Raw genomic sequence first — 12,743 nt, forward strand, 5'->3', positions numbered from 1 at the left:
GGGGCCACGCCTCATCTCTCGAGCGGCCGCCGCCGAAAAGCTCATCCCTTCCTGCCGGGCGGCGCGGGTCCTGGGCGGCGTCGACAACCCCGCAGCCGCCATGAGCAGCCGGGCGTTTCTCGGCTGCGGAAGGGCAGGAAAAGACGATGACCGCTGATGTCACGCGGCCGTCTCGATGCCCTCCATGCGACGGATTCCTTCCTGCAAGGTAACCTTGGGAAGCCAACCTTCCGGCCGGAAACCGGTCGTCCAGGGAATCAGGGTCTCACGGGGACGATATGGCTGCCCGCCCCATTCGATCCGGATCGGTCGTCGGACTATGTCCGCATAGATATCGACGAGCTGGCGTAATGTGTAGCGCTGAGGATTGCTGACCGCGTAACAGTCTCGCTGGAGCGCGTCAAAACCCTCGATGACGCTTACATAGGCGTCGGTGACGTCGTCGACGTAGACGAGGTCGAGCAGTTGCTCGCCTGGCGACATCTTCAGAGTGTCGCCGGAAAACGCGTGGCGCCGCAGCAGATTGAAAAGCTTGGGGCGGGGATCGCCAGGGCCATAGGTGTCGAACAACTTCAGCGTCACCGCGCGCAGGCCCTTCGCCTCGACCCAGTAAGCGAGCAAATCCTCGAAGGCCTGCTTGGTGGCCGAGTAGAGGTTGACGGGAGAGTAGGGCTGGTCCTCGTAGTGCTGCCAGGAGGTGCCGGTGTTCACGAACCGTTTCACACCGGCGCATGACATGGCTTCGACGAGCTTGGCCGGCATGCCGATATTGCTGTCGACCAGCCGCTCGACATCTTCGGGCTTGTGCTGAGCGAGAAACAATGAAGCGACGTGGACGACCACATCCGGGCGGCAAGCGTCCAGCGCCGCCACAATAGAAGCGAGGCTGCCGTCGTAAACATGTACGGCGACATCCGTTGCTGCGTCGCCCAAAATCGACGTGTCGGACCCCGCTCGAACAAGGATCGACAATTGGCGCCCGTCATGAACCAAGCGTCTGGCGAGACGGCTGCCGATAAAACCGGTCGCGCCAGTGAGAAATAGCCTCATCCGTCCACCTTCCATCCATTCAGAACGGCGACACGAAATCGGTCAAAGACGGATGCTCGGCGTCGCGCCTGGAGACAATCGGATCGTCGACGCCCCAGTCGAAGCCGAAGCTGTTCCAACGAATGCCCCTATCGGCGGACGGCGCATGGATTGTGCTGGTTTTGTAAAGCATCAGCGTGTCGTCGGCAAGCGAGAGGAAGCCATGCGCGACGCCTTTAGGGACGTAGATTTCGTAGCAATTGTCACCGGACAACTCGACGGCGGCGCTCGCCCCGTAACCCGCTCCGGCGCGCAGATCGAGCAGCACGTCGAGCACACGCCCTCGCATGCAACAGACCAGCTTGTCGTGGTGATGCGGCGGGATTTGGAAATGCATCCCCCGTAGGACCCCCTTGCAGGAGGTCGTATAAAACTCCTCTCGCACCTCGAAATCGACGCCGAGTTGAGCGAACGTCTCGGCGTGAAAAGTCTTGATGAAGACGCCGCGATGATCCTCGAACCGATCGGCTTCGAGAAGGAAGCAGTTGGGAAAGAGCTCCTCGACGATTTTCACCGCGCCCCTCAGAAATTGACGCCGAGGAATGTCTCGATCTGACTGGCGGTGTATTCGAGCATGTCTTGCGACAGACCGGGGAAGACGCCGATCCAAAACGAGCTGTCCATGGTGAGGTCGGTGTTGGCGAGAGCCCCGACGACACGGTATTCGCGACCAATCATGTAAGGCTGGCGAATGAGATTGCCGGCGAACAGGAGACGGGTGCCGACGCCGTTCTGGTCGAGATAGCGGATGAGGTCGAGTCGCCTGATCCCGCTATTCGGCCGGACGGTGATCGTAAAGCCGAACCACGAGGGGTCGGATTTCGGTGTGGCCTCCGGCAGCATCAGGAACTCCGAACAGCTCTGCAGGCGCTCCTTGAGGAAGGCGAAATTGCGCCGGCGGGCGGCGATGAACTCGTCGAGGCGCTCGAGCTGGGCCAAGGCGCATGCCGCCTGCATGTCGGTAATCTTCAAATTGTAGCCCAGATGGGAATAGGTGTATTTGTGATCGTATCCCTCGGGCAGGTCGCCCAGCTTCCAGTCGAATCGCTTGTTGCAGGTGTTGTCCTTGCCCGGCGCGCAATAACAATCGCGCCCCCAGTCGCGGAAGGATTCGGCGATCGTCTTCAACACCGGATCATTGGTGAATACGGCGCCGCCCTCTCCCATCGTGATGTGGTGCGCCGGGTAGAAACTAACGGTGCCAATGTCGCCGAACGTGCCCACGAGCCGGCCATCGAAGGTCGATCCGAGCGCGTCACAGCAATCCTCGACCAGCCACAGGCCGTATTTCCTGCATATCGCCGTCACCGCTTCGACGTTGAAGGGATTGCCCAGCGTATGGGCGATCATGATGGCCTTGGTCTTGGAAGAGATCGCCCCCTCGATCAACGAAGCGTCGATATTGTGCGTGTTTATGTCGATGTCGACGAAGACGGGAACCGCGCCGAACTGCAGGATCGGATTGACCGTTGTCGGAAAGCCGGCGGCCACGGTGATGACTTCGTCGCCCTTCCGAATGGCCCGTTCGCCCAGCTTCGGCGAGGTGAGCGTCGAAAAGGCGACCAGATTCGCGGAAGACCCAGAGTTCACGGTGAGCAAATGGGCGACGCCGAGCCAGCCGGCGAGCCGGGCTTCGAAAGCGGCGTTGAAGCGACCGGTGGTCAGCCAGCCGTCCAGAGAAGCGTCGACCATCGCCTTCAGTTCGGCCGCGCCGATCACCTTCCCCGACACTTGGACCGGCGATCTGCCGGGCTCGAAGGGTTTGGGCGCATACACGGCATCGGCGTATTGCTGAACCAACTGAGCGATTTCCGCGCGCAGCGCGGCTGGAGACTTGGAAACATCAGCCATGGTCGGTCAATGCGCCTTCGATTTTTGGGGTGTGCACGAATTCCGAGATTTGACGGAGGCAGGCTTCGCGTGGATCGTCGCCAGCCAACCAGGACCGATGCCAAGCGACGATCTTTTCGAGAGCTGTATCCAGGGACCAACGCGGAGTCCAGCCGAGACGGATTCTCGCCTTGGAAATATCGAGCTTCAGGTCATGCGCTTCATGCGGATGCTCATTGGCGTCGATCTGGACGCGGCCGGAGCCCCATTTGTCGATCATACTGTCGACGATCCAGTCCACTGGCCGGGCGTCCGAGTCGTCGGGCCCGAAATTCCAGCCGTCGGCGAAGGCGTCGGCGTCGGCGTAAAGGCGCTGGGCCAGCTCTAGATAACCGGAAAGCGGCTCCAGCACATGCTGCCAAGGACGAGTCGATTTTGGACTTCGGATAATCACCGGCTCGCCTTTTTCAAAGGCGCGTAGGATGTCGGGAATCAGGCGATCGGGCGCCCAGTCGCCACCGCCGATGACGTTGCCGGCGCGCGCGGAGGCGAGCGCGATGCCGGCGGCCCTCATGAAGGAAGCGCGATAAGCGCTGGTCACGAGCTCGGCGCAGCCCTTGCTGCTGGAGTAGGGATCGTGGCCGCCCATGGGCTCGTCTTCCCGGTAACCCCACACCCACTCGCGGTTCTGGTAGCATTTGTCCGTGGTGACGTTGACGATCGACCGCACAGCGCCGATCCGGCGGGCCGCCTCGAGAACATGGACGACGCCCATCACGTTCGTCGCATAGGTCGCGACCGGCTCAAGGTAGGACTGACGCACCAGCGGCTGCGCCGCCATGTGGATGACGATCTCGGGCCGCGCGCGGTCGAAGGCGGCGGCGACCAACTCATAATCGCGAATGTCGCCGATCGTCGACGAGGCCAGCCCCTCGCGAACGCGCGCAGCGCGAAAAAGCGCCGGCTCGGTCGCCGGCTCCAGCGCCAAGCCGTGCAATTCTGCGCCCATTTGCTGCAACCATAGGGACAGCCAGCTCCCCTTGAACCCGGTGTGCCCGGTGAGCAGCACACGTCTACCCTTCCAGAACTCGGCATCTACCGCCATCGTCCGCTCCGATTTCGATCAACGCTCCCAGATCTTCCAGGGAGCGCGCCCGCTGGCCCACAGGGACTCGAGATGCTGCTTGTCGCGCAGCGTGTCCATCGGCTGCCAGAAGCCGAGATGCTCGAAGGCCATGAGTTGGCCTTGCTCGGCCAGCGCCATCAAAGGGGCCTGCTCCCAAACGGTCGCATCATCGGCGATGAAGTCCAGCACCGCCGGCTTCAGCACGAAGAAACCGCCATTGATGAGGCCGCCGTCGCCTTTTGGCTTTTCCTTGAAGTTGATGACAGCGCGATCGGCGATGTCGAGCGCGCCGAAACGCCCGGGAGGCGCCACGGCCGTCAAAGTGGCGGCGCGCCCATGCGCGCGGTGGAAGGCTATGGCCGCGGCGATGTCGAGATCCGCCACGCCGTCGCCGTAAGTAAAGCAGAAATCCTCTTCGTCACGAAGATATTTTCCAACACGCTTGAGACGGCCGCCAGTCATGGTGGCGTCGCCGGTGTCGACCAGCGTGACACGCCAAGGCTCAGCTCGACCATCGAGAACTTCCATCGCGTTCTTTTCGATGTCGAAAGTTATATCAGACATATGTATGAAATAATTTGCGAAGTATTCTTTTATAACATATCCTTTGTAGCCACAGCAAATAATGAAATCATTGATGCCGTGGCTCGAGTACATCTTGAGAATATGCCAAAGAATCGGACGACCACCGATTTCCACCATTGGTTTAGGACGTGTAACAGTTTCTTCGCTCAGTCGTGTGCCGAGCCCACCTGCCAAGATCACAGCCTTCATCGACGTCCATTCCTATCCAATGCCCTCAATCGGACGATGCAACGAATGCATCCGCGTAAAAATACCGGTGTGAGAGACCAGTGTCCATCAATATCTCGCGTACGCTAGAAATCATCGCCGTGGACCCACAAGCGTACACTACTGTATCGTCAAATTCTATCTTGGAAGACATCATAGCAGTTTGAACGTAGCCTCTGGCGCCATTCCACGTTTCGGCCGCCCGCGACAAGGTCGGCACAAATTCTATCTCCAGCGAGATTTCGCTGGGGTCCCAGAAAATCTCGTCCGGCGTCCGCGCTCCCCAGAAGAGAAGGATTCGGCGCGGGCGGCTCGCCGCCGGCCGCTCCGCGAGATTTTGGAGCATGGCGCGAATCGGCGCGATCCCCGTCCCGGTGGCCAGCAGCGCCAGATTTGTCGCGGAACTCTCTCGATAGTAAAACGAGCCCAGCGGCCCGACCAACTGGAGCAGATCATTCGCCTTGGCGTCCGTGAACCAATATCGGCTCATTGCGCCGTCGGCGACGTAGCGGATGTAGAGCTCGAGCATTCCATCCGGCCGCGGCGCGTTGGCGATAGAATAGCTGCGGGCGGGACCGCCTCTGCTCGAGAGGTTGATGTGCTGCCCGGGGAAATATGCGAAAGAACTATTCGGCGGCAGGCGCAGCGCCACATGGACGATGTCATGGCGGACGCGCTCGAGCGACTGGATGCGACACGGAAGGATGCGCTTGGGTGGCGGAAGGGCGCCGCCGAGATCGCAGACATCGAGCAAGAGATCCGAGGTCGCCTTGCGGACACAGAGAAGAACGACGCCGTTCTGGCGCTCGGCTTCATCGAGGCCGATCTCGGCGCCGATGGCGACTGACGTCCCTTCGACCACAGCGCTCTTGCATGCGCCGCATCGGCCGGTCTTGCAGCTGTGCTCGAGCACCGCCCCCTGCCGCAAAACACCCTCGAGCACGGTATCGTCAGCTTCGATCTCGAAAATTTTCCCGTTACCCAGCGTGACTGTCGGCATCTGATCCTTCCTATTCGAGGAAATCAGCGCTCGGCGCGTCGAAGCGCCAGCCGCACTCGGGCAGCGAAGCCTTACGCATCACACGGTGGGAAACGAGCGAATCCTCCGTCCCGACCGGCGAACAGACTTGAAGACTCCGTCTGTCCTTTCCGGCGTTTCGATGGGCCGACGTATTGCGCCCGAGATCGTAGCTGGTCAAGATGCAAATCCTTCGATCGCGTCGCAAATTCTGTTTCTGGACGCGAGCACATTCGCCCCTAGAGCATGTTCCCGAAGTGCGAAGCGGTTTTCGAAAAAGAACATGCGAATTCAAATAGGTCTGGAGCGCATTCGGACATGATTTGTCCGAATGCGCTCTAGTCACAAAGCGGACGAGGGGGGATCTCCAACGCCGAAAGCGCCCGAAAGGATCATGAGAATGTCGGACGCCGATTTACACCATATTCGGCTCGACAACGACCTCGATACTCGCCTCGATTCCAAACCACAACACCTCCTCGACAAGGAGGTCGACCACCAGGCGATATGCGCCGGGCGATGACGGCGCGTCTTGGTGAAATGAGTATCGGTAGTACTTTCTGATCTCCTGAATCAACTGGTGACGCGGCCAGTGAACTCCGAGGCTGTTTCCCTCTGCGTCGATCCAGCGCGGCGAAACCAGCAGCGGATGTCCGCCGGGATTCAGTGGAATCGTGACGCCGTTGCCATTTATTATCAGGACGTCGACCACGAATTTCTCGCCGACCGCGACCTTCTTCCCGCCGTGCACGATTAGTTTGATATTTGAGATGAATTCCGGATTGAAGAATTCGGTGATCGCCTGCGGCCCCGTCCCCTGCTGGCCCGAGCTGTATTTCTCAGGGTTATCGTAATAGTCCTCGACGTAAAAACTCGCCGGCAGACCCTTCTTGATCGTGGGGCGATAAATCTCGATCTCCGGAAACGGGAATTCGCTTATCCGCTTCCACCCCTCGGCCATGTCCACAAAATCGGGATCGTTCATGAGATCGTAGGTTTCGTGGAAACGTTCCTCGCCGACGACGGCGAGCGCATCCTGAAACCGCGGGTCGGCCAAGAATTCCGCATAGCGCTCCTCGACTGTGCAGGCCGTGTCCGGCAGCTCGTCGCCGTCCGTCCGCATTGGCGTTCTGAGATCATCATAGTCGGCCCGCGAAAAGTTTTCGACGCCAATCCGAAAGCCCTGCTGAATTATGAGATAGCTGATAGCGAGCGATTTCCAGTAGAATCTGAACGTCGAAAGAAAGTCGAGCATCTCTCGTCGCTTTATCCGCCCGCTCGCAATAAGAAAGATCGGTCCCAGCCAGTTCAGACGAAAGATATTTTGCACGATCGGAAAGCGCCGAAAGAATGGGTTCGCAAACCAGCGAACCTCGTTGAAGGCGCCCATATAGTGCATGAGAAACTCGTACTCCATCGAGAATCCGAGTATCTTCTCCATATCCCCTCGTTCTGCGAAGATAAATCTATCATTCAGCCAGAATGGAGCGTCGATCGAGCCGATCTTCCCGACCCACATTCTCTTCTCAAATGGAAAATTATCGAATTTTGCTCCGATCGAAAGATCCGATTTCTTGAGTCTATCCAAATGATCACACACGCTCATAGACGTGTTGAACGCCATGTCCAGCCTCGACTTGAACACGAACGAATTTTTCGGACATAGATCAAGCCCGACGCGCATTTGCGTCAATTGATGGAACGTATTATTTGGAGAATAGGCGTCGTCTCTGAAGTCTATCTCCACGATGCTTATGCCGGCATCTTCGATGACCTCTTTGAGAGCTCCGTATTTTTTGATCTCATTGGTCCATGTGACGATGAAGGCGTCATCGAGGATTCCGCGCGCCAAGCATTCCTTGGCGACCGCCGCCGCCTTGATGACATATTCAGGCTTGCGGACCTGACCGCAGTAGATAGCGTAAGTCGGCTTTTTCTCGGCGTCGTCCACCGGCAACCCCCTGGCTCGATCCTTATCAGTTCGCGATGGCGACGTGAAGCGGTCGGCGGATGCGACGCATCCGCGCGATAAATGCAGGAACTCGTTTTCGACGCCCGCACCCTCGCCTCGAACGATCCGCCGCACCCGCTGCGATGGTTTATTCCGCTCTGAACTCCGAATCTTCAGGCGCCGCGCTGGAAACAGGGAGCGTCCCCCGACAAGGCCGGGGCCTTTAGGGAGCGCTTCGCAGAACGGCTGACGTCCTATCATTCGCGATTTTGCACTCGCGGACTCGGGCTTTCATGCGCCCGCGCGTCGTCTGGCGCGGGCGCTCACCTTGCTCATGAACGGCGTCGATCCGGCGCGGTTCTCTTCGGCCTTCACCGCCTGGGCGCGAGGCATGGCCGAAGCGTCCCGAGCCCTTCGCCATAGACGGAAAATCCTCGCGCCGCAACCATGATCGCGCCGACGGCAAGGCCCCGCGGCATTGCTTTTTTTGCCGTCGCGACGACCAACCGTCTCGCGTTCGGCCGTCCGCGTCGAATTATGGAGGCGGTCGAGAATGAGAGCAACGAGCTTTCCGCCATCCCCGCCCTGCTCTGCTCTGCGCATCGACGCATTCGTCGCTCCGGACGAGGGCCTCGGCCGCATCGCGCAGCGCAGCGTCGGCGTTTTCGCCAAAATCGACTGTCTGAACGGCGCGCGGCGCTTTACGGAGCGGCGCCTGCCGAAGGTCGCGACGATCATTCGTGTCAAATCGCGCGTCGGGCTTGCCGACCACAGCCGTCTCGAGACCCGCGATCACATCTCCTCGGCCGATGTTTCGACCGAGCGCGCCCGCACGAGCATCGAGCTCCGCCGAAAGACGCTGGACGGCGTCACGTTATCTCGCCCCAGCCCTGGGCGCGACATCACGTCAATTTGGATCTGGAGCTTCGAAATGCGGTTTTCCAACCGGGGTTGCATATCGATACGCTTATGATTAAGAAATGAGAATCGTCGATATGGGCTATGGTGGCATGACGGATGACGAAATCAGCATTGGTGACCGGCGCTGCGGGGTTGATCGGCTCACATCTTGTTGAAACGCTGGCGGCGTCCGGCTCCACTGTCGTCCCGACCTATCATCGTCCGACGATGAACATCGCAGAGCTCGAACGGCAGTTCGAGATGATTCATCTCGACGTCACAGAGTTCCACGACGTGAAGGCGATCATCGCCGAGCGGCGTCCTCATGAAATCTACCATCTCGCGGCCCAGAGCCTGCCAACGGAGTCGTGGACCGATCCCTGGGGGACCTTCAAGGCCAATGTGGATGGGACGGTCAATGTTTTCGAGGCCATAAAGGCGATCCGTCAGAACGATTCGAGCTACGATCCGATCGTCGTGGTGGCGTGCTCGTCGGCTGAATACGGCGCATCGATGACGCCGGAGCGCGTTCCCGTCGACGAGGAAGCGCCGCTTCTGCCTCTGCATCCTTATGGCGTCAGCAAAGTGGCGCAGGACTTGCTCGCGTTTCAATATTGGGCCGGCTTCGGCATTCGGTCCATTCGCGCGCGAATTTTCAATTGTTCTGGCCCGCGCAAGCGCAACGACGTCGTGTCTGATTTCGGGGCGCGCGTCGCGCGCGTCTCGAAACATGGCGGAGTGATGCGCGTGGGCAATCTCGAGACGCGCCGCGCAATTATCGATGTCCGCGATCTCGTCGCCGCGCTGATGCTGCTCGCAAAAAAAGGGCATCCGGGAGAGGCCTATAACATCTGCTCGCCCCAAGTCGTTCGAGTTTCCGAAATACTCGAGACGTATATGGAGATTGCGGGCGCTGAAATCGCCTATGAGGTGGATCCGGCGCTTTTGCGTCCTACCGACGAGACGATAATTCTAGGTTCGACTAAAAAGCTGACCGAACATACGGGCTGGCGGCCAACCCGTACTTTGCGTGAGACGCTCGCGGATGTTTTCGATTATGAAGCACGCAACCTGTGAAGCCTAGAATGATTCCCGCTCGGGCGCTGCTCGCCGAAGCAGGCCCATTGACACGTGCGCGAGCGCCTCTGCGGCTCGGCTTGGCTGGCGGCGGCACCGATCTTTCTCCGTTTTGCGACGAATATGGGGGCGCCATTCTCAACGCCACCGTGGGGAAATTCGCGCATTGCTACATTCGAACGCGCGACGATGGGGCGCTCGTGCTGTGTTCGGGGGATCTCGACCGCACGGAGACTCACAAGTTCGGCGAGGAAATCGACGACCGCGACGGACTGCGCCTGCATCGCGGCGTCTACAACCGGTTCTTACGGCTCGGTCATCTGAAAGACTTCAGAGGCCTGAACATTTCGACCGCGACCGACGTTCCGGCGGGGTCGGGGCTCGGCACCTCCTCGGCGTTGGTGGTCGCGATGTGCGAGGCTCTGCGCGAGCTCGCCGACGCTCCGTTCGGGCTTTACGAGATCGCGCATATGGCGTTCGAGATCGAGCGAAACGATCTTACGCTCGCCGGCGGACGGCAGGACCAATACGCCGCAGCTTTCGGCGGAGTGAACTTCATCGAGTTCCTCGCGCAGGACCGAGTGATCGTGAACCCGCTTCGCGTGCGTGAACAAGTCTTGTTCGAGTTCGAGTCCTCGCTCATCACCTGCTTCACAGGCGTTTCGCGAGAGTCCGATACGATCATACGCGACCAGACGAGCAATATGCGGTTGCATGATGCGAGCGCCCTGAATGCGCTTCTCGAATTGAAGGAAGCCGCTCACCGCATGAAGAGCGCGCTGCTCGTCGGCGATCTGCGCGAAGTGGGCGACGTGTTGAACCAGTCCTGGCTGTCCAAGAAGAAGACCGCGACCACGATCTCGAACTCGCGAATCGAAACCTTGTTCGACGTCGCCCGCAGCGCGGGCGCTTATGCGGGAAAGGTGTCGGGAGCCGGCGGCGGCGGCTTTCTGATGTTGATGTCGGCGCCTGAAATGCGCGCGAACGTCCTGCGCGCCCTCAACAACGCGGGGGGCGACGCCAGCCCGGTCATCCTAACTGATTTTGGCGTTCAAAGCTGGAAGACCGACTCATGACCTTTCTAGATGCGCATATCGATGAATCCTTGCTGGCGCTGGCGTCGGCCAAAGAGTCCGCGGCGCTGAAAGACGGCGTCGCGCGGGCGGTCGAGGCGCTCACCGCCTGCCTGAAGGCCGGGGGCAAGATTCTGCTGGCGGGCAACGGCGGCAGCGCGGGCGACGCCCAGCATATCGCGGGCGAATTCTTGTCACGCCTCGTTTTCGACCGGCCTGCCCTCGCCGCTATCGCTCTGACGACGGACACTTCGGTGCTCACGGCGATCGGCAATGACTACGGATACGATAAAGTGTTCGAGCGTCAGGTGCTGGGCTTGGCGAACAAGGGCGACGTTCTGATCGCGATTTCGACCTCCGGCCGCTCGCCGAACATCCTCCGCGCCATGGAGGCGGGCCGCAAAGCCGGATGCGTCGTCATCGGATTCACCGGGGCCAATTCTGCGATGGCGTCGCTATGCGACGTCTGCCTCGAAATGCCGTCCACGTCGACGCCGATCATTCAGCAGCTGTACATGGTGATTGCGCACGCCCTTTGCGGCGCCGTCGAGGCCGACATGTTTCCCGACGCGGCGCGGGAGGCTGCCCAAAAATGAGCGACATGTCCGACCTGCAGGCCGTGGTGCTGTGTGGCGGACTAGGATCGCGCCTCGGCAGTCTGACCGCGCAGACGCCGAAACCGCTTCTTCCCGTCGGAGGCAAGCCCTTTCTCGAACGGCAATTGTTCGAGATCGCTCGGCATGGCGTGCGCAGGATCATTCTGCTGGCCGCCTATCATGCCGATCTCGTGCGTCAATTCGCCGAGCGCGCAGACTTTGGTCCATTGAGCGGACTCCAAATCGAAGTGTCGGTGGAGCCCGACCGCGCGGGCACTGGCGGCGCTCTTCGCAATGCGCTCGACAGGCTGGACGACGCCTTTTTGTTGTTCAATGGCGACTCCTGGTTCGACATCAATATTCTCGACCTGGCGACGCGCGCGCGCTCGATGCCAGAGGCGCTCGCCGCCCTTGCTCTGCGCGAAGTGCCGGACAGCAGCCGCTATGGCGCAGTCGCGCTCGAGGGCCCGTGGATCAGGGATTTCCGTGCAACCGGCTCGGCCGGGGAACCCGGCCTCGTGAACGCCGGCGTTTACGCGATGAAAAAAGAGCTCGTCGCGGGACTCGGGCCGAAATCGTCGCTCGAACATGATTGTCTGCCGGCTCTGGCGCGCGCTGGACGTCTGGCCGGTCATCGCTACGACGGTTTCTTCATCGATATCGGCACGCCGGAAACGCACGCCGAGGCGCAGCACAGCGTTCCTGCGCGCCAACGCCGTCCTGCCGTGTTTCTCGATCGCGACGGCGTGATCAATGAAGATTTCGGCCATGTCGGCCACAGCGAGAACTTCGTCTGGCGCTCGGGCGCGATCGAAATGATAAAGACCTTCAACGACCTCGGCTGGTTCGTGTTCGTGGTGACGAATCAGGCGGGAGTCGCCAAGGGCAAATACACCGAAGAAGACGTCGACGCCCTGCATCGCCATATGCGGGCGGAGCTCGCCATGATCGGCGCCTATGTCGACGACATCCGTTACTGTCCCTACCATGTGGATGGGATCGTCGCGCGTTACGCCAAGGAGTCGGATTGGCGGAAACCAGAGCCGGGCATGATACTCGACCTGCTCGACCGCTGGCCGGTCGCGATCGAGAGGAGCGCGATGATAGGGGACAAGGATTCGGACATGGAGGCCGCTCGTCGCGCGGGCGTGAGGGGCTTCAAAGTGGAAAGCGATACTCGGATCGAGACGCTCAAATATCAAATCGTGGACGCCTGCGGATGACGATCTCGATCCTGCCGATGGACGTCGGCGGGCTCGGTGAGCGCAAAACGCGGCCTACAGGTGGAACA

At 60.2% G+C, this 12,743-nt stretch carries 13 protein-coding genes; 6 read left to right on the forward strand and 7 right to left on the reverse strand.

What is annotated here, in order from left to right:
* Positions 1–159 precede the first annotated feature (159 nt).
* Both Mspo_RS10680 and Mspo_RS10685 read right to left on the reverse strand, forming a co-directional pair.
* A complete protein-coding gene (locus tag Mspo_RS10680; RefSeq protein WP_159729559.1) occupies positions 160–1,050 on the reverse strand; it encodes an NAD(P)-dependent oxidoreductase in 891 nt (296 codons plus the stop codon).
* A 19-nt stretch (positions 1,051–1,069) separates the two neighbouring features.
* Entirely contained in the window at positions 1,070–1,525 is a 456-nt protein-coding gene (locus Mspo_RS10685) for a dTDP-4-dehydrorhamnose 3,5-epimerase family protein (RefSeq protein WP_244613344.1), read from the reverse strand.
* Here Mspo_RS10685 and Mspo_RS19900 point away from each other — a divergent pair.
* Complete coding sequence (locus Mspo_RS19900) at positions 1,493–1,645, forward strand: hypothetical protein (protein WP_244613346.1); 153 nt, start codon at positions 1,493–1,495, stop codon at positions 1,643–1,645. The genes Mspo_RS10685 and Mspo_RS19900 overlap by 33 nt on opposite strands.
* Here Mspo_RS19900 and rfbH read toward each other — a convergent pair.
* The 5 genes from rfbH to Mspo_RS10715 form a co-directional block, all read right to left on the reverse strand.
* Positions 1,612–2,940 carry a lipopolysaccharide biosynthesis protein RfbH gene (gene rfbH, locus Mspo_RS10690; protein WP_159729563.1) on the reverse strand — a complete coding sequence of 443 codons (1,329 nt, stop codon included), beginning with the start codon at positions 2,938–2,940 and terminating at the stop codon, positions 1,612–1,614. The genes Mspo_RS19900 and rfbH overlap by 34 nt on opposite strands.
* A complete protein-coding gene (rfbG, locus tag Mspo_RS10695; RefSeq protein WP_159729565.1) occupies positions 2,933–4,024 on the reverse strand; it encodes a CDP-glucose 4,6-dehydratase in 1,092 nt (363 codons plus the stop codon). Before rfbG ends, rfbH begins: the two co-directional genes overlap by 8 nt.
* An 18-nt stretch (positions 4,025–4,042) precedes the next feature.
* Positions 4,043–4,819: a glucose-1-phosphate cytidylyltransferase gene (gene rfbF / locus Mspo_RS10700; RefSeq protein ID WP_159729567.1), complete on the reverse strand. Its 777-nt coding sequence runs from the start codon at positions 4,817–4,819 to the stop codon at positions 4,043–4,045.
* Between the two features lie 25 nt (positions 4,820–4,844).
* Positions 4,845–5,837, reverse strand: coding sequence for an FAD-binding oxidoreductase (locus tag Mspo_RS10705; protein WP_244613329.1), 993 nt, complete (start codon positions 5,835–5,837; stop codon positions 4,845–4,847).
* Between the two features lie 433 nt (positions 5,838–6,270).
* The gene (locus Mspo_RS10715) at positions 6,271–8,067 is read right to left on the reverse strand and encodes a hypothetical protein (protein ID WP_159729573.1); all 1,797 of its coding nucleotides are present in this window, start codon (positions 8,065–8,067) and stop codon (positions 6,271–6,273) included.
* A gap of 292 nt (positions 8,068–8,359) precedes the next feature.
* Between Mspo_RS10715 and Mspo_RS10720 the strand changes: the two genes are divergently transcribed.
* From Mspo_RS10720 to Mspo_RS10740, 5 genes are read left to right on the forward strand one after another with little or no spacing between them, the layout of a single operon-like run.
* The gene (locus tag Mspo_RS10720) at positions 8,360–8,779 is read left to right on the forward strand and encodes a hypothetical protein (protein WP_159729575.1); all 420 of its coding nucleotides are present in this window, start codon (positions 8,360–8,362) and stop codon (positions 8,777–8,779) included.
* 44 nt (positions 8,780–8,823) lie between these two features.
* Complete coding sequence (locus Mspo_RS10725) at positions 8,824–9,783, forward strand: GDP-mannose 4,6-dehydratase (RefSeq protein WP_159729577.1); 960 nt, start codon at positions 8,824–8,826, stop codon at positions 9,781–9,783.
* Between the two features lie 47 nt (positions 9,784–9,830).
* Positions 9,831–10,859, forward strand: coding sequence for a GHMP kinase (locus Mspo_RS10730; protein WP_201281681.1), 1,029 nt, complete (start codon positions 9,831–9,833; stop codon positions 10,857–10,859).
* A 29-nt stretch (positions 10,860–10,888) separates the two neighbouring features.
* Positions 10,889–11,452, forward strand: a complete 564-nt coding sequence (locus Mspo_RS10735; protein WP_305847249.1) for an SIS domain-containing protein — start codon at positions 10,889–10,891, stop codon at positions 11,450–11,452.
* Positions 11,449–12,675, forward strand: a complete 1,227-nt coding sequence (locus tag Mspo_RS10740) for an HAD-IIIA family hydrolase (protein ID WP_201281682.1) — start codon at positions 11,449–11,451, stop codon at positions 12,673–12,675. The genes Mspo_RS10735 and Mspo_RS10740 overlap by 4 nt, the downstream gene beginning before the upstream one ends.
* Positions 12,676–12,743 lie beyond the last annotated feature (68 nt).

This window comes from Methylosinus sp. Ce-a6, from assembly GCF_009811655.1.
Taxonomy (GTDB): Bacteria; Pseudomonadota; Alphaproteobacteria; order Rhizobiales; family Beijerinckiaceae; genus Methylosinus.

Coding starts and splice junctions, on each gene's coding strand:
- Mspo_RS10680 (WP_159729559.1), bottom strand. CDS start 1,050: ATGAGGCTATTTCTCACTGGCGCGACCGGTTTTATCGGCAGCCGTCTC.
- rfbH (WP_159729563.1), bottom strand. CDS start 2,940: ATGGCTGATGTTTCCAAGTCTCCAGCCGCGCTGCGCGCGGAAATCGCT.
- rfbG (WP_159729565.1), bottom strand. CDS start 4,024: ATGGCGGTAGATGCCGAGTTCTGGAAGGGTAGACGTGTGCTGCTCACC.
- rfbF (WP_159729567.1), bottom strand. CDS start 4,819: ATGAAGGCTGTGATCTTGGCAGGTGGGCTCGGCACACGACTGAGCGAA.
- Mspo_RS10705 (WP_244613329.1), bottom strand. CDS start 5,837: ATGCCGACAGTCACGCTGGGTAACGGGAAAATTTTCGAGATCGAAGCT.
- Mspo_RS10715 (WP_159729573.1), bottom strand. CDS start 8,067: ATGATAGGACGTCAGCCGTTCTGCGAAGCGCTCCCTAAAGGCCCCGGC.
- Mspo_RS10720 (WP_159729575.1), top strand. CDS start 8,360: ATGAGAGCAACGAGCTTTCCGCCATCCCCGCCCTGCTCTGCTCTGCGC.
- Mspo_RS10725 (WP_159729577.1), top strand. CDS start 8,824: ATGACGAAATCAGCATTGGTGACCGGCGCTGCGGGGTTGATCGGCTCA.
- Mspo_RS10740 (WP_201281682.1), top strand. CDS start 11,449: ATGAGCGACATGTCCGACCTGCAGGCCGTGGTGCTGTGTGGCGGACTA.